We start from the raw sequence: 15893 nt of genomic DNA on the forward strand, positions 1-15893 counted from the left end.
CACGACATTCCCCGGGCCGGCTACAGTCTATCATCGCCGGCCTCGGCGCCGGTCCGCGGGCCTATATACTGATAACATAAAGTCGCAGACGCACCAGAGGGCGGCCGATGGCACTGGACCCCAAGATCCTCGACGACCTGGCCCGCAAGCTGGCGGACTCGGTGCCGCCCGGCCTCAAGGACCTCAAGGCCGACCTCGAGCACAACTTCCGCGCCATGCTGCAGACCGCCCTCGGCAAGCTCGACCTCGTGACGCGCGAGGAGTTCGACGTGCAGGCTGGCGTGCTCTCCCGCACCCGCGAGAAGCTGGAGGAGCTGTCACAGCGCCTGGCGGAGCTCGAGACGGCGCTGGCCGCCCAGGATCAGGACCGCAAGTAGGTCCGGGCCCGGTGCTCGCCAAGATCCATAGCCGCGCGCAGGCCGGCGTAGATGCTCCCGCCGTCACCGTCGAGGTGCATCAGTCGAACGGCTTACCCGCCCTCAACATCGTCGGCTTGCCGGAAGCCGCGGTGCGCGAGAGCAAGGACCGGGTCCGTAGCGCGCTCATCAACTCCCGCTTCGACTTCCCCGCCCGCAAGCTCACCGTGAACCTGGCGCCCGCCGACCTTCCCAAGGAAGGCGGCCGTTTCGACCTGCCGATCGCCTTGGGGATACTCGCCGCCTCCGGCCAGATCGACGCCGCCGCCCTCAAGGACGCGGAGTTCATCGGCGAGCTTTCCTTGAGCGGCGAACTCAGGCCCGTGCGCGGCGCACTGCCGGCCGCGCTCAAGGCCCGCAAGGCGGGCCGTGCGCTGGTCTTGCCCCTGGAGAACGCGGACGAGGCGGCGCTGGTCTCGGGCGTGGACGTGCTGGGCGCGCGGCACCTCCTGGACGTGTGCGCGCACCTCGCGGGGCGCCAGCGCATCGCGTCCCATGCCTCCTCCCTGGTCTCCTTCCGCCCGAGCTACGATGACCTCGCGGACGTGCGCGGCCAGCACCAGGCCAAGCGCGCGCTGGAGATCGCCGCCGCGGGCGGTCATTCGCTGCTGTTCGTCGGTCCTCCCGGCACCGGCAAGAGCATGCTGGCGGGGCGCCTGCCCGGCATCCTGCCGCCCATGACCGAGGACGAGGCACTGGAGACCGCCGCGGTCGCTTCCATCAGCGACGCAGGTTTCGAGGCCCGCGACTGGCGCAAGCGGCCTTACCGCAACCCGCATCACACGGCATCGGCGGTGGCGCTGGTGGGCGGCGGCTCTTTCCCGCGTCCCGGCGAGATCTCGCTGGCGCACCATGGCGTCCTGTTCCTGGATGAATTGCCGGAATTCGACCGCAAAGTGTTGGAAGTGCTGCGCGAGCCCCTGGAGAGCGGCGCCATCGTGGTGTCGCGCGCCGCGCGCCAGGCGGAGTTTCCCGCGGCGTTCCAGCTCATCGCCGCCATGAACCCCTGCCCCTGCGGCTACCTGGGCGATCCCTCCGGCCGCTGCCGCTGCACGCCGGACCAGGTACAGCGCTACCGCTCGAAAGTGTCGGGCCCGCTCCTGGACCGCATCGACCTGCACGTGGAGGCGCCGCGCGTGGCGCGCGAGGCGCTGCGCCCCGACGCGCCGGCGGACGGCGAGGCCAGCGGCACGGTGGTGCAACGGGTGGTGGCGGCGCGGGAGCGCCAGCTCGCGCGCCAGGGCAAGCCCAACGCGCGCATGAGCACGCGTGAGGTGAACAAGCATTGCAAGCCCGATGCTCCCGGCCAGCAGTTGCTGGAGCGCGCCATGGAGCAGCTCGGCCTCTCGGCTCGTGCCTATCACCGCATCCTGAAGGTAGCGCGTACCATCGCCGACATTGCGGGACATGAGACCCTGGCCTCGACGCACGTCGCGGAGGCCGTGGGCTATCGCGTGCTGGATCGGCAGAAGGGACTCGCGTGAGGATCGCCGAGGATTCGCCGCAGCGCCTGGTGCTGCGCGACCGCACCCTCTGGATCGGCGTGCTGCTGGTGTTCGCGGCGGCTTTCCTGGTCTACATGTCGCTGCGACAGGCGCATCCCGCCGGCATGTGGGTGGGCGCAGGCCTGTTCGTGCTGTTCGGGCTCGCATTCTTCTCCGCTTCCGATGTGGTGTTCGACCGGTCCACCGGCGAGATCACTCTCACCCGCCTGGTGCTCTGGCGCCGCAGCCGGCGGGTGTTGCGCTTCAGCGAGATCAAGGCGGTCGAGATAGAGGACGCGCCCGGCGAGCGCACGCCCACCTGCCGCCTGGCCCTGGTCACGGCGGAACGCCGCTTCCCGCTCACGACCGTGTACGACCGGGGACGGAAGGATTACGAGGAGATGCGCGCCGCGGTGTTGCGCGCCATGGGCCGTGCCGGGGAGCCCGCGCCGGACCCGCTCGAGTCCCTGGTGCGCCAGGGCCGCACCGTGGAAGCGGTGGAGCTGCTCAGGCGGCGGGAGAGCCTGGACCTCGTCACGGCACGAGAGCGGGTGCGGGAGATGGAGCACAAGCTCAAGGGCAGCTGAACTCCCGTAGCCGCGCGCGGTCCAAGCCGCGGGGATGAATCGGTTTCCAGTCTGGATCCAATCAAGTACAACAGGAGTCTTCCCATGAAACGTGCACAGATATTCGGCGCGCTGCTGCTGGCGGCGTCGCTGCCGGCCCTGGCGGACGAGGCCAAGCCCGCGGCCCCGGCCGCGGACCAGCAGTCCGCCACCCAGGGCTCGGTGACCGTCGGCGGCAAGAGCATCGCCTACACCGCCAACGCCGGCACCCTGGCGCTGAAGGACGGCAAGGGCGAGCCCACCGCCACCATGTCCTACGTGGCCTATTTCGCCAACGGCGCCTCCGCGCCGAACCGCCCGATCATGTTCATCTACAACGGCGGCCCGGGCTCCTCCACCATCTGGCTGCACATGGCCTCCTTCGGCCCCAAGCGCGCGCTGCTCGGCGACGCCAAGCACACCCCGCCGGCCTCGTACCAGCTCGTCAGCAACGAGTACAGCCTGCTGGATGCCACCGACCTCGTGTTCGTGGACGCGGTCGGCACCGGCTTCGGCCGGGTGCTGGACAAGGACGTGGGCGGCAAGGGCGAGGCGAAGGACTTCTACGGCGTGGACCAGGACGGCAAGGCCTTCACCCAGTTCATCGAGCGCTTCCTGACCAAGTACAGCCGCTGGAACTCGCCCAAGTACCTGTTCGGCGAGAGCTACGGCACGCCGCGCTCGGCGGTGGTGGCGAACGACCTCGTCAACGACGCGGTGGACCTGAACGGCGTGATCCTGCTTTCGGCGATCCTGAACTTCGACCTCAACGCCGACTTCCCGCAGGTCAACCCCTCGATGGACCTCCCCTACGCGGTGATGCTGCCGACCCAGGCCGCCGCGGCCTGGTACCACAAGAAGGCGGGCGCCGGCGTCAAGGATCTCCCGACCTACCTGCACCAGGTCGAGGACTTCGCGATGCACGACTACCTGGGAGCGCTGCAGGAGGGCTCCGAGCTTTCCGCCGACAGGAAGCGCGCCGTGGCGCAGAAGATGTCCGAGTACATCGGCCTGCCGGTGGACTACCTGCTGAAGGCGAACCTGCGCGTCACCGGCCCTCAGTTCGAGCAGCAGCTCCTGCAGGGCAGCGAGGAGGCCACCGGCCGCTTCGACGTGCGCTACGCGGGCCCGCAGCTCGATCCCCTGGGTGAGTTCGCGTTCTACGACCCGCAGTCCTCCGCCATCGGCTCGCCGATCGTGTCGCTGTTCAACGACTACGTCCGCGGCCAGCTCAAGTTCGGCCAGGACCTCACCTACCTGCCGGTGAGCGGCGAGGTGGGCAACGCCTGGGACTTCAAGCACCAGCAGCCGGGCGTGCCGTTCGCGCTGCCCACCACCACCAACGTGATGCCGGACCTGGCCTCCGCCATGGCCCAGAACCCGGACATGAAGGTGATGCTGAACTCGGGGTACTACGACCTGGCCACGCCCTACTACTCGGCGGTGTACGTGATGCACCACCTGCCGATGCCGGACGCGCTGCAGAAGAACATCTCCTACCAGTTCTATCCGGCCGGCCACATGGTGTACGTGAACCTGGACAGCCTGAAGCTGCTGCACGACAGCGTGGCGAAGTTCATCGCCTCCAGCCACAAGTAAGCTGATCCGCGTTTGATGTAATCTGGCCGCGCACCGGAAGGTGCGCGGCCTTTTCTTTTGGGGACGCCATGAGCTGGTGGGTCTATGTCATCGAGTGCGACAGCGGCGCCTGGTACACCGGCATCACCAGTGATCTCGAGCGGCGCTTCCAGCAGCACGCCTCCGGCAAGGGCGCCAAATACTTCCGCATGGACAGGCCCAGGCGCATCGTGGCGGCGCAGCCCTGCGAGTCGAAGAGCGAGGCGCTCAAGTCGGAGGCGGCGCTGAAAGCCCTGGGCAGGGAAGCCAAGGCCGAGTGGATACGCCGGAATCCCCGGGACGCTTAGGGTTTCGCCCGCAGCATCCAGGTGCTGAGCCACAGCAGTCCGCCCAGCACCGGGAACAGCCAGAAGAAAGGCCCTATCCAGAGGGCCGCCCAGGTGCCGGCTAGGATGTAGAAGCCGCCCGTCACCCAGGGGATCACCGCGAGGCTCGCGTCGCCGCGGTGCAGCTTCTTCCAGCACCACAGCAGCAGCACGCCGAACACCAGCATGGTGCCGCTCACCCAGAACCAGATGAGCTCCTGCAGCTTCAAGGCCTCCGGCGCCACGCCCGCCAGCGTGGCGCTCACATGCGTGGACCATTGGTGGCCGTGGCCGAACGCCCCGAGGCCCACCATGAAGGACGTGATCAGGAACAGAGCAGAGAAGAATTTGCGTGTCATGTCGGACGCTCCCTACGCGGTCTGCACAATTCCCCCGGTGTCACAAGACTGCCGCGCCCCGGCGGCGCCGTCTAATATAAACCCATGCCGCGTCTTTCCCCTCTCGACCGCCTGAACCCCGCCCAGCGCGCGGCGGTGCAGTACCTGGACGGCCCGATGCTGGTGCTCGCCGGTGCCGGCAGCGGCAAGACCCGCGTCATCACCCGCAAGATCGCCCACATGGTGGGCGAGCGCGGCATCAAGCCCGAGGCCATCGCCGCCGTCACCTTCACCAACAAGGCGGCGCGGGAGATGAAGGCGCGGGTGGGCGAACTCTTGGACGCGGAGCGGGCCAAGGGACTCACGGTCTCCACCTTCCACACCCTGGGCATGCGCCTCCTGCGGGAGGAGCACGCACGCATAGGCTACCGGCGCGGCTTCACCTTGTTCGACGCGGAGGACAGCCTCACGTTGCTGCGCGAGCTCCTGAAGGTGGACCGGTTGGAGAAGGCGGAAGTGCTGGAGCGGGCCCAGTGGCAGATCTCCGCCTGGAAGAGCGGCCTCGTCACGCCGGAAGAGGCGGTGAAGAAGGCCGGCAGCGACCATGACCGGCGCCACGCGCGGCTTTATCTCGACTACCAGCGCAACCTGCAAGCCTACAACGCCATGGACTTCGACGACCTCATCTCGAAGCCCGTGCACCTCTTGGAGAGCGACGCGGAGGCACGGGAGAAATGGCAAGGCCGGCTGCGCTACCTCCTGGTGGATGAGTACCAGGACACCAACGCCGCCCAGTACCGGCTGCTCAAGCTTCTTGCGGGTCCGCGCGCCGCGTTCACCGCGGTGGGCGACGACGACCAGTCCATCTACTCCTGGCGCGGCGCGGAACCCAGGAACCTGGCGTTGCTCAAGGAGGACTTTCCCACTCTCAAGGTGGTGAAGCTGGAGCAGAACTACCGGTCCACCCGGCGCATCCTCAGGGTCGCCAACAAGCTCATCGGCAACAACCCGCATCTCTTCGAGAAGCAGCTCTGGAGCGACCTCGGTGAGGGCGATCCGATCAGGGTGGTGGCTTGCCCGGACGCGCATGGCGAGGCGGAGCGCGTGGCCACCGAGATCACCGCCCACAAGCTCAAGTACAAGAGCCGCAACGGCGACTTCGCGATCCTCTATCGCAGCAACCACCAGTCGCGTCTGTTCGAGAAGGCGCTGCGCGAGCAGAAGCTGAACTACGACATCTCCGGCGGCACCTCGTTCTTCGACCGGGGCGAGGTGCGGGACCTCGTGGCCTACCTGCGCCTGCTGGTGAACCCGGACGACGACTCGGCCTTCCTGCGCATCGTGAACCTGCCGCGCCGCGAGCTCGGGCCCGTGACCCTGGAGAAGCTGGGCGCTTTCGCCGGACAGAAGCACATCAGCCTGTTCGGCGCCTGCTTCGAGGCGGAGTTGCGCGGGCAACTGCAGGAGAGGGCGGCGGACAAGCTCAAGGAGTTCGCCACCTGGGTCTCGAAGACCGCCGAGGCCGCCGAGAGCGAGCCCGCCGCCGCGGTGGTGAGGCAGATGCTCGAGGACATCGCCTACGAAGGGTGGCTCAGGGACAGCGCCAAGGACCTGCCCACCGCCGAGCGCAAGTGGGAGAACGTGCAGGAGTTCGTGCAGTGGCTGGAGAGGCCCATCGCGGGCGAGGCCGGCACGCTGGTGGACACCTTGGGCAAGCTCGCGCTCATGGATATGCTGGACCGCAACGCCGACGACAAGGACGGCGACGCGGTGCAGCTCATGACGCTGCACGCGGCCAAGGGCCTGGAGTTCCCCCATGTGTTCCTGGTGGGCATGGAGGAGGAGATCCTGCCGCACCGCAACAGCCTCGAGGGCGACAGCCTGGAGGAGGAACGGCGCCTCTGCTACGTGGGCATCACCCGCGCGCGCCAGACCCTGACGCTCAGCTATGCCGACAAGCGCAAGAAGTACGGCGAGGAGATCGCCTGCGAGCCGAGCCGCTTCCTCAAGGAACTGCCGGTGGACGACCTCCTGTCCGACAGCGACGCGCCGCCGGCCACGGCGGAGGAGCGGGTGGCCCGCGGCAAGGCTTACCTGGATTCCTTGCGAGGCTTGCTCAACGAATCGTGAAAATGAAAAACCCCCTTCGAAGGGGGCTTTTCTTCAGTCGGTCTAGCTTGGCTTACTTGCTCTGGCCCACCATGTACTCGAGCGCCTTCACCACGTCGTCGTCCGAGAGGGACGAGTTGCCGCCGTGGGCCGGCATCTGGTTGAAGCCCTTGAGCGCGTGCTCCTTCAGCACGTCCATGCCCTTCTTGATGCGCGGGGCCCAGGCGGCCTTGTCGCCCATCTTCGGCGCGCCGAGCAGGCCGCTGCCGTGGCAGGCGGCGCAGGTGCCCTCCCATATCTCCTTGCCGGACTTGGCAGCGCCGCCGCCCCCGCCCGCGGCGGGCGCAGCCTTGGCCATCTGGCTCTTGGTGTCGCCGGAGATCTGCACGTCGCCCACCGGCGCCAGGCGCTGATCGATGAGCTGCTCCTCGGTGGAACTGCCCTTCTCGTAGGCACCCGGCACGGAGTCGGCGATGCCGTTGGCCAGCCAGTACATGGCGACGGCGAAGGCCACCAGGATGCCCAGCACCAGCATGAAGGTGTCGTAGAAGTGCTGGTCGTGCTTGGCTTCGGCGGACTGTTCGGCGGCTTTCTTCTTGGCCATGGCGGGATCCCGGTGACTGAATCAGGGGCGTGATTATAAAGGTTTAGCCGGAGCCGGGAGAGGTTTGGTTGGACGCCCCTGGGGGCCTCGGGTATCCTTGCGGCCCCTCGAAGTGCCCGCCGCACTAGAGCAAAATCACGTTTCAGAGCGCCCGTAGCTCAGCTGGATAGAGCGTGTGCCTCCGGCGCACAAGGTCAGGGGTTCGAATCCCTTCGGGCGCGCCAAATACAAAGGCCCCCTGCAAAAAAGCAGGGGGCCTTTGTATTTGGCGAGGTCAGAAAAGGGATTCGAACCCTGCGGGTTCGCCGGGCTGCTGCGCAGCCCGGACCTGGGCGGCCATTCTGGCCGGCCGTTCGGCGCTTCGCGCCTCACCCCTTCGGGCGCGCGCCATTTAAGGGAGGATTCGAATCCAAGGGTTCGCCGAGGGCTGCGCATTCCATGCTCCGCCCTCGGTCCAGGCCGCACCACTGCGCTACGCATCCAGCTCCGCTTGCGGGCCGGGGCATACATCCCTGTATACCCGTCCGCGATTTCGTCTCGGACCCCTGGCCTCTTGACTTCATACTGTGCGCCATACACTATATGCCACATACCATTTGCCACATGGGTTATCCATGGGTACCGAAGCTTTCGAAAACCTGCGTCTGGAGCTGCGCCGGGGCTCCCTGATCCTGGCGGTGCTGGCCGAGCTCAGGACCGAGCAGTACGGCTACACCCTGCGCAAGGCTCTCTCTGGCCACGGCATGGAGATCGACGAGGGCACCCTCTATCCCCTGCTCCGGCGCCTGGAGTCCCAGGGACTCCTCACCAGCCAGTGGCGTGAGGAGGACAAGCGCAAGAAGCGCTTCTACCAGCTTTCCCCGGAAGGGGCCCGGATACTGGAGCAGTTGAGCGCCGAGTGGCGCGCCATCAACGGCTCCCTCGAACAGATCCTGTAAGGAGCCGCCATGGAATCCCTCGACCGCTACCTCAACTTCATCCGCTTCCTGCTGCCGCGCGGCAAGCAGGAGGACATCATCGCCGAGCTCTCCGGGGACCTGCACGCGCAGGTCGCTGACCGGGAGGCGGAGCTCGGCCGGCCGATAAACGAGGGCGAGCTCGAAGCGCTGCTCAAGCACTGCGGCCATCCCTTGATGGTGGCGGCGCGCTACCAGGCGCAGCAGCAGCTCATCGGCCAGCCGTTCTATCCCCTGTACCTGCTCGCCCTCAAGATGGTGCAGTGGGTGCTGTTGCCGCTGCTGCTGGTGATCGGCCTCATGCTGTCCGTGTTCCGGCCCCACATGGTGGACGCGATGATCCAGGCGGTGGGCAATGCCATCGGCAGCGCCATCTTCACGGTGGGCCTGCTCACTGTGGCCTTCGCGGTGCTCGAGCGCCTGCAGGTCAAGCTGCATTTCCTCGACAACTGGCGGCTCAACGACCTGCCCAAGGTCCCGGTGATCCAGGATCCGTCGCAGATCACCCGCTCCGCCTCCTTCGGCGGCTTCGCGGGGCTCCTGTTCTTCATCGTCTGGTGGATGGACCTCATCCGCATCCCGCAGCTCCCGCACGTGCATTTCCTGCAGGCCCTGCCCGAGGGCTTCTTCTGGCCGGTGCTGCTGGTAGCGGGCGCGGAGATGCTGCTGCACCTCGTGAACCTGTTCCTGCCCTGGTGGACGCGCAGGCGCGCCGCCTTCCGGCTGGTGCTGGATATCTGTTCCCTGGTGCTGCTGGCTGCCATCGCCACCGCGTGGCCCTGGTTCGCCATCCATATGGACGCGGGTATGACGGCCGACATCGGGCCCTCGATCCGCGACGTGGCCAAGCTGGAGCAGGTGGTGAACCTGTCGCTGCTGGTCTCCCTCGGCATCATGGCCTTGAGCTACGTGGCGCGGCTGGTGCAGGACCTGCGGCGCGCCCAGGGCCTGCCTGCCTACGGCAACTGGCTCATGGCGATGTTCGCCAACTGACGCGGTGAAGATCGTGCGAGAGAAGGCTGCCGCCTGGCGCTACTTGGTGCCGCTACTCCTGGTCCCGGCGGCGCTGCTCGCGGCGGCGCTCTGCCTGGAGAGACCGGAGACGCGCGGGTACCAGCTGCCCGCGTTCACCACTACCGGCGGCCAGGGTCCCCGCTCGGGCGCTTTCAGGCTATCGCCTGGAGCTGCTGCTGCAGCTCGTCGGGACTCAGGAAATCCAGCGGCAGGCCCAGCATCAGCTCCACGCGCCGCTCCAGGAACGTGAAGGCCTGGGCGAAGGCGGCGAGCCGCTCCGCCTCGCCGCCCGCCACCGACGCGGGGTCCGGCAGGCCCCAATGCACCCGCACCGGCGCGCCGGGCCAGAGCGGGCAGGGCTCGGCGGCGGCTTGGTCGCAGACCGTGATCACCACGTCCATGCGCGGGGCAGCCTCGCCGGTGAACTCATCCCAGCTCTTGCTGCGCAGTCCCGCGGTGTCCAACTCGCAGGTGCGCAGCACCGCGAGCGCCAGCGGATGCACCTCGCCCCTGGGGTGGCTGCCGGCGCTGTAGGCCTGGATGCGTCCGGCGCCGCGGGCGTTCAGGAGCGCCTCCGCCAGGATGCTGCGGGCCGAGTTCCCGGTGCAGAGAATCAGGACGTTCATTGACCTGATTATGGCGTAACCAGCATCAGGAGGAGGTCCGGGTCCGGCGCGACCCTGGAGGCCGCGTGGCAGTAGAATCTTCCCCTCGCGCCGGGCAACTTTGCACCCTCCGCCCGGTCATTAGAGTGCGTCCGTCGTCTCCAGGGAGATCCCGATGAAGCTGCGCCTCGCCGCCCTGTCTTTCCTCCTCGCCACTCTCTCGGCCCAGGCCGCAGCGCCGGATCCGGCGCTCCTCGGCGGGCTCACGTGGCGGTTGATCGGGCCGTTCCGGGGCGGGCGCGTGCTCGCGGTGTCGGGCGTGCGCGGCGACCCCAAGCATTATTACTTCGGCTCGGTGGACGGCGGCGTGTGGGAGACCACCGACACCGGCCGCACCTGGCAGCCGATCTTCGATGCCATGCCGGTGGGTTCCATCGGCGCGCTCGCGGTGGCGCCCTCGGACCCGAAGGTGATCTACGTGGGAAGCGGCGAGGCGGACATGCGCTCCGACATCGCCTACGGCAACGGCATGTACAAGTCGGTGGACGGCGGCAAGACCTGGAGCCACATCGGCCTCGACGACTCGCACCAGATCGGCGAGATCCTGGTGGACCCGTCCAACGCGAACGTGCTGTTCGTGGCGGTGCTCGGCCACGCTTACGGTCCCAACACCATGCGCGGCGTGTTCCGCAGCCGCGACGGCGGCCAGACCTGGATCAAGGTGCTCTATAAGGATGCCGACACCGGCGCCATCGACCTCGCGTTCGGTGCCGACGCGAAGACCGTCTATGCCTCGCTGTGGCAGACGCGCCGCCCGCCCTGGAACGTGTATCCCGCTTCCAACGGGCCCGGCTCCGGCGTCTACAAGTCCAGCGACGGCGGCGACACCTGGGTGGAGATCACCGGCCACGGCATGCTGCGCGAGGGCCTGGGCCGCGTCGGCCTCGCCACCGCGCCCTCCAGCCCGAACGTGCTGTACGCGCTGGCGGACGCCAAGGACGGCGGCCTGTACCGCTCCGACGACGCCGGCGACCACTTCACGCTGGTGTCCTCCGACAAGCGCATCTGGACCCGCGGCTGGTACTTCGGCGGCGTGAGCGTGGACCCGAAGGACCCGGACGTGGTGTACGTCTCCGACACCGCCATGTACAGGTCCACTGACGGCGGCAAGACCTTCCAGCCGTTCCTCGGCGACCCGACCGGCGACGACTTCCACACGCTGTGGATAGATCCGGATGACGGCAAGCGCATGATCTCGGGCGTGGACCAGGGCGCCATCATCAGCCAGAACGGCGGCGCGACCTGGACCAGCTGGTACAACCAGCCCACCGGGCAGTTCTACCACGTCACCACCGACACGCGCTTCCCGTACTGGGTGTACGGCGCGCAGCAGGATTCGGGCGCCGCCGCGGTGCCGAGCCGCACCAGCGACGGCACCGATGGCATCAACATGCGCCAGTTCCACGAGGTCACCGCCGGTGGCGAGAGCGGCAACATCGCGCCGGACCCGGAAGACCCGGACGTCGTATACGGCGGCGCCGTGGACCGGCTCGACCAGAAGAGCGAGCAGACCGCGAACGTGGACCCGACGCTCGCCTACCCGGACATCTACCGCAGCGAATGGACGCTGCCGCTCACGTTCTCGCCCAAGGACAAGAAGGCGCTGTACTTCGGCAACCAGCACCTGTTCCGCACCCGCGACGGCGGCAAGCACTGGGACCTCTTGAGCCCCGACCTCACGCGCAAGACCCTCACGGTGCCGCCGAGCCTGGACAAGGTGTCCGCCGCCAACACCGCCACCGTGGGCGAGCGGCGCGGCGTGATCTACGCGATCGCGCCCTCGCGCTTCTCCGCCTCGGACATCTGGGCCGGCACCGACGACGGCCTCATCTGGCGCACGCGCGACGACGGCAAGCACTGGACCGACGTCACGCCCGAGGCGCTCATCCCTTGGTCCAAGGTCGGCATCCTCGAGGCCGGGCACTTCTCCGCCGGCACCGCCTACGCGGCGGTGGACCGCCACCGGGTGGACGACTACAAGCCCTACATCTACCGCACCCACGACGGCGGCAAGACCTGGACGCTGATCACCGACGGCATCCCGGACGGCAGCTTCGTGAATGCCGTGCGTGAGGACCCGCTGAAGCCCGGCCTGCTGTACGCCGGCACCGAGCTCGGCGTGTACGTGTCCTTCGACGACGGCGGCCGCTGGCAGCCGCTGCAGATGAACCTGCCCGTGACCTCGGTCCGCGACCTGGACGTGCACCACGACCAGTGGAGCGACGACCTCGTGATCGCGACCCATGGCCGCGCGTTCTGGGTGTTGGACGGCATCTCCGCCCTGCGCCAGCTCGACAAGCTCGCGGCGGTGGAGCTGTTCAAGCCCGGCACCGCGGTGCGCATGCACCTCGCGGCCTTCACCGGCACGCCCATGCACCGCGATGAGCCCCAGGCCGCGAACCCGCCCAACGGCGCGCTCCTGGACTACTGGCTCGCGGCAGACGCGCAGGAGGTGACGCTGGATATCCTGGACGCCAAGGGCAAGCCGGTGCGGCACTTCTCCAGCACCGACAAGCACGCAGCGCCGGACCTCGCCAGCATCGGCGCCACGCCGGACTGGTTCCCGGCACCCACGCCGCTCCCGGCGAAGGCCGGCATGCACCGTTTCGTGTGGGACCTGCGTCACCTCGCACCGGAGGCGCTGGGCGGCGCCGACGCGAACGGCGTATGGGTGCTGCCCGGCAGCTACACCGTGAAGCTCACGGTGGACGGCAAGAGCCGGACGCGCACGCTCCAGGTGGTGAACGACCCGCGGGTGAAGGCGAAGCCCGCCGACCTCGCGCGCCAGCAGGCGCTCGCGTTCAAGGTGCAGGCGGAACGGGCCAAGCTCGCCGGCGTGACAGCGGAAGTGAGCGGCATGCTGAAACAGCTCGCGGCCCTCGCGCCCAAGGCACCGCCTGAACTCGCCAAGCACCTCAAGGCCTTCGAGGGCCAGATCACCGCCGAGACCGAGCTGCACGCGGTGCCGCCGGGCTACGGCCAGCCGGGCGCGGCGCCGGAGAAGCTCGGCAGCCTCTCCTACGTGGCGGGCGCCATGGACGCGCTGCAGCCGGCGGTGGAGAACGCCGACGGCGCGCCCACGCCGGACGCGCTCAAGGGCTTCGCGCTGCAGCAGGCCAAGGCCGCCGCCGCCATCGCCGCCTGGCACAAGCTCAAGGCGGAGCGGGTGCCGGGGCTGAACGTGGAGCTCAAGGCGGCGGGGATGGACGAGCTGGGCAAGCACGGCGACTGAGGTACGGCCGGTTCGCCGCATGCGGCGGACCGGCTATCATTCCCGCGTGAACGAGAGCCTCCAGGAACTCACGCCCGCCACTGTGCGCCGCATCGCCGTGATGCAGCTGGCGTTCTTCGCCTTGCTGCTGGCGGGCTTCGCCGTCTCCGGCACCTACACCCAGATCGCAGACCACGCCCGCGACGGGATCCCGCTCGAGTTCTGGCGGCCGTTCACCTGGGAGACCACGAGCTGCCTCGTGCTGTGGCTGCTCGTCCTCCCCATGGCCTGGTGGGTGCGGCGCTTCCCCCTGAGCCGCGCCAGCTGGATGCGCGACCTGCCGGTGCACCTCATGAGCACCGTGCCGTTCTCCCTCCTGCACGTGGCCGGGATGGTGGGGCTACGCAAGCTGGTGTACCGCCTGATGGGCGACAACTACGACTTCGGCGCCTGGTGGCCCAACTGGCAGTACGAGTACCGCAAGGACTTCCTGGCCTACTGGATCACCGTCGGTGGCCTCGCGGCCTTCCATATATACGGTTTGTGGCTGGACAGCCGGCGTCCTGCCCCCGTCGGTGACGGCGCGGATCCGGTGGAGGCACCCCTGGAGCGGCTGGTGGTGCGCAAGTTGAACCGCGAGTTCATCGTGAACCTGGCGGACGTGGACCGCATCGAGGCGGACGGCAACTACGTGAGCCTCCATGTGCAGGGCAGCGTGTACCCGCTGCGCGAATCCCTGGCGGCGCTGGAGAAGCGGCTGGACGGCAGGCGCTTCGCGCGGGTGCATCGGGGCCACATCGTGAACATCGACCGCATCCGCGAGATCCAGCCCTGGGATCACGGCGACTACCGCATCCTGTTGAAGGACGGCAGCTTCGTGAACTTCAGCCGCAGATATCGCAGCCGCCTCAGCCACCTCTTTCACTGAAAGCTGCTGCGCTCGGCGGGGCGTTGTTGCGCTTCGGCTCGCAGTCGGTCATGCGCATCAGAGTGCACTCCCTCCTGCTCGCCTCGCGCGCCTAGCCCCATTCGCTACGCTTCCTGCTTCGCTCATGGTCCAGTGCGTACATCCATGTACGCCCGCGCGGCGCATGCGCCGCGCCCTTCGCTCGCGACGCTTTCAGCGTAGTCCTTGCACAGACTTATGGTAAGGATATTTTCAGGATCAGCGGTGCCTCCAGCTTGTCCATCGGAGCCAGTTGGCCCTTGTCGTCGAAGCGGCTCCACTGGGCATTCGCCACCAGGTAAAGCTCGCCGTCCACCACCACGAACAGCGTCGGTTCCGGCACCCGCGGATCGGAAGCCTCCAAGACGTCCGCGCCGGTCACCGCCAGGCCGTCCTGGCTGAGCTTGAGACTTACCAACCGCTGCGGCTCGGCGCCGTTCTGGCTGGCGATGAGAGAACCGGCATGGAGCTTCAGCCCGTCCACGTAGTAGGGCGAGACATGCTCGGGCATGCGCAGCCTCAGCAGCCGGTGCGCCGGGAGCTCATAGGCATAGAGGCCGTTCGGGTAATCCGAGATGTAGAGATGGCGGCCGTCGGCCGACAGCGCGAGACCTTGGGCGGAATCCAAGGCGCCCGCCGGTGTGAGCCGTTGAAGCGCTTCCGCTCCGGGCGCCAGCCAGAACACCCCGCCGAACGCATCGGACACGTAGACGCCGCCGTCCGGGACCACGCAGAGGTCGCCGAAGGCATGCGCCGCCGTGTCCGGCGGCGCATAGCGTGCGAGCAGCTTCCCGGTACCCAAGTCGAAGCGCAGCAGCTCGGTCTTGCCGTCCAGTTTGGGGTCATAGTCCTGCATCTGGGGCAGGGCATCGCTCACGGCCCACAGCACGCCGCGGGCGGGATCCACGGCGATGCCCAACACGCTCCACAGGCCGGCACGGCGGTCCGCGAACGGCATCTCCTTGCCGGCATGCACCCGTACGATCTTGCGCAGGTGCACGCTCGCCACGAAGAAGTCGCCGCTCCCCGGGTCGTGCGCCAGGCCCTCGGGGATGAAGTCCGGTTCGGCGAGGCGGAACGCCGGCGTCACGCGGCCCACCGGCTGCAGCAGCGCGGCGAAGCGCTGCGTCAGGGCCGGATATCCCGGCGCCTTGGCGAGTTCGGCGAACTCCGGCTTGCCGAGGTCGATGTGGATGCCCTGGGCCGCTAGCTCGTCCAGGCCGGCCAGCGCGCCGGCGGTGTCGCCGCGCCGGGCCCGTGCCAGCGCCTGCAGGTATTCGGCACGCGGGTAGCCGGGACGAAGCTCCAGGATCTTTGCCGCGGCCGCCTCCAGCGAGACATAGTCCTGTCCGTCGGCGGCCTTCTGCAGCTGCGCCTTCAGGTCCGCCAGCTGGACGTCGGCGGATGCGCTGGAAGCGAAGGTCAGCAGCAGGGCTATATAGAAGCTGCGCATGGGCATCTCCGGAGTGATATCCGCTTGACCGCCGGGCCGGCGCTTGGTTCCCGGCCCCGGCCTGCCGCCGCTCGTCCCAGGGCAGCGCCGCTCGTCCCATCCGCCGTGGCAATCCGCGGGTTCAGCGCTAGAGTGAGCCCATCCATGGC

General features: G+C 68.2%; 14 protein-coding genes and 1 tRNA gene. 11 read left to right on the forward strand and 4 right to left on the reverse strand.

Annotation, left to right across the window (positions count from 1 at the left end; genetic code table 11):
- The first annotated feature begins 107 nt into the window (after positions 1–107).
- The 5 genes from VF651_02810 (at position 108) to VF651_02830 (ending at position 4430) form a co-directional block, all read left to right on the forward strand.
- Positions 108–377 (forward strand): accessory factor UbiK family protein, encoded by a 270-nt coding sequence (locus VF651_02810; protein HEX7964627.1) that lies wholly within the window; start codon positions 108–110, stop codon positions 375–377.
- Between the two features lie 11 nt (positions 378–388).
- Positions 389–1900 (forward strand): YifB family Mg chelatase-like AAA ATPase, encoded by a 1512-nt coding sequence (locus tag VF651_02815; GenBank protein HEX7964628.1) that lies wholly within the window; start codon positions 389–391, stop codon positions 1898–1900.
- Positions 1897–2487 (forward strand): hypothetical protein, encoded by a 591-nt coding sequence (locus VF651_02820; protein HEX7964629.1) that lies wholly within the window; start codon positions 1897–1899, stop codon positions 2485–2487. The genes VF651_02815 and VF651_02820 overlap by 4 nt, the downstream gene beginning before the upstream one ends.
- An 84-nt stretch (positions 2488–2571) precedes the next feature.
- Positions 2572–4104, forward strand: coding sequence for a peptidase S10 (locus tag VF651_02825; protein ID HEX7964630.1), 1533 nt, complete (start codon positions 2572–2574; stop codon positions 4102–4104).
- Positions 4105–4172: 68 nt separating this feature from the next.
- Positions 4173–4430 (forward strand): GIY-YIG nuclease family protein, encoded by a 258-nt coding sequence (locus tag VF651_02830; protein HEX7964631.1) that lies wholly within the window; start codon positions 4173–4175, stop codon positions 4428–4430.
- Here the strand turns inward: VF651_02830 and VF651_02835 are convergent.
- Positions 4427–4807 carry a hypothetical protein gene (locus VF651_02835; protein HEX7964632.1) on the reverse strand — a complete coding sequence of 127 codons (381 nt, stop codon included), beginning with the start codon at positions 4805–4807 and terminating at the stop codon, positions 4427–4429. The two genes, VF651_02830 and VF651_02835, sit on opposite strands and share 4 nt — an antisense overlap.
- 84 nt (positions 4808–4891) lie before the next feature.
- Here VF651_02835 and rep point away from each other — a divergent pair, with 84 nt between their 5' ends.
- Positions 4892–6916: a DNA helicase Rep gene (rep, locus tag VF651_02840; GenBank protein ID HEX7964633.1), complete on the forward strand. Its 2025-nt coding sequence runs from the start codon at positions 4892–4894 to the stop codon at positions 6914–6916.
- Positions 6917–6968: 52 nt separating this feature from the next.
- On the opposite strand, the gene VF651_02845 is transcribed toward rep, so the two are convergent.
- The gene (locus VF651_02845) at positions 6969–7499 is read right to left on the reverse strand and encodes a c-type cytochrome (protein HEX7964634.1); all 531 of its coding nucleotides are present in this window, start codon (positions 7497–7499) and stop codon (positions 6969–6971) included.
- A gap of 147 nt (positions 7500–7646) precedes the next feature.
- Between VF651_02845 and VF651_02850 the strand changes: the two genes are divergently transcribed.
- The 3 genes from VF651_02850 to VF651_02860 all read left to right on the forward strand — a co-directional run bounded on the left by VF651_02850 (position 7647) and on the right by VF651_02860 (position 9448).
- A tRNA-Arg gene (locus tag VF651_02850) sits at positions 7647–7723 on the forward strand.
- 390 nt (positions 7724–8113) lie between these two features.
- Complete coding sequence (locus VF651_02855; GenBank protein HEX7964635.1) at positions 8114–8437, forward strand: PadR family transcriptional regulator; 324 nt, start codon at positions 8114–8116, stop codon at positions 8435–8437.
- 9 nt (positions 8438–8446) lie between these two features.
- Entirely contained in the window at positions 8447–9448 is a 1002-nt protein-coding gene (locus VF651_02860) for a hypothetical protein (GenBank protein HEX7964636.1), read from the forward strand.
- A gap of 173 nt (positions 9449–9621) precedes the next feature.
- On the opposite strand, the gene VF651_02865 is transcribed toward VF651_02860, so the two are convergent.
- Positions 9622–10095 (reverse strand): arsenate reductase ArsC, encoded by a 474-nt coding sequence (locus VF651_02865; GenBank protein HEX7964637.1) that lies wholly within the window; start codon positions 10093–10095, stop codon positions 9622–9624.
- A 154-nt stretch (positions 10096–10249) separates the two neighbouring features.
- Here VF651_02865 and VF651_02870 point away from each other — a divergent pair, with 154 nt between their 5' ends.
- Both VF651_02870 and VF651_02875 read left to right on the forward strand, forming a co-directional pair.
- A complete protein-coding gene (locus VF651_02870; protein ID HEX7964638.1) occupies positions 10250–13366 on the forward strand; it encodes a hypothetical protein in 3117 nt (1038 codons plus the stop codon).
- 46 nt (positions 13367–13412) lie between these two features.
- The gene (locus tag VF651_02875; protein HEX7964639.1) at positions 13413–14273 is read left to right on the forward strand and encodes a LytTR family DNA-binding domain-containing protein; all 861 of its coding nucleotides are present in this window, start codon (positions 13413–13415) and stop codon (positions 14271–14273) included.
- Positions 14274–14487: 214 nt separating this feature from the next.
- Here VF651_02875 and VF651_02880 read toward each other — a convergent pair whose 3' ends face one another.
- Positions 14488–15744, reverse strand: a complete 1257-nt coding sequence (locus VF651_02880) for a hypothetical protein (protein HEX7964640.1) — start codon at positions 15742–15744, stop codon at positions 14488–14490.
- Positions 15745–15893 lie beyond the last annotated feature (149 nt).

The organism is Gammaproteobacteria bacterium (genome assembly GCA_036383255.1).
In the GTDB taxonomy this organism is placed as follows: Bacteria; Pseudomonadota; Gammaproteobacteria; order Natronospirales; family REEB76; genus DASUBN01.

Coding starts and splice junctions, on each gene's coding strand:
- VF651_02810 (HEX7964627.1), top strand. CDS start 108: ATGGCACTGGACCCCAAGATCCTCGACGACCTGGCCCGCAAGCTGGCG.
- VF651_02825 (HEX7964630.1), top strand. CDS start 2,572: ATGAAACGTGCACAGATATTCGGCGCGCTGCTGCTGGCGGCGTCGCTG.
- VF651_02830 (HEX7964631.1), top strand. CDS start 4,173: ATGAGCTGGTGGGTCTATGTCATCGAGTGCGACAGCGGCGCCTGGTAC.
- VF651_02835 (HEX7964632.1), bottom strand. CDS start 4,807: ATGACACGCAAATTCTTCTCTGCTCTGTTCCTGATCACGTCCTTCATG.
- rep (HEX7964633.1), top strand. CDS start 4,892: ATGCCGCGTCTTTCCCCTCTCGACCGCCTGAACCCCGCCCAGCGCGCG.
- VF651_02845 (HEX7964634.1), bottom strand. CDS start 7,499: ATGGCCAAGAAGAAAGCCGCCGAACAGTCCGCCGAAGCCAAGCACGAC.
- VF651_02855 (HEX7964635.1), top strand. CDS start 8,114: ATGGGTACCGAAGCTTTCGAAAACCTGCGTCTGGAGCTGCGCCGGGGC.
- VF651_02860 (HEX7964636.1), top strand. CDS start 8,447: ATGGAATCCCTCGACCGCTACCTCAACTTCATCCGCTTCCTGCTGCCG.
- VF651_02865 (HEX7964637.1), bottom strand. CDS start 10,095: ATGAACGTCCTGATTCTCTGCACCGGGAACTCGGCCCGCAGCATCCTG.
- VF651_02870 (HEX7964638.1), top strand. CDS start 10,250: ATGAAGCTGCGCCTCGCCGCCCTGTCTTTCCTCCTCGCCACTCTCTCG.
- VF651_02880 (HEX7964640.1), bottom strand. CDS start 15,744: ATGCGCAGCTTCTATATAGCCCTGCTGCTGACCTTCGCTTCCAGCGCA.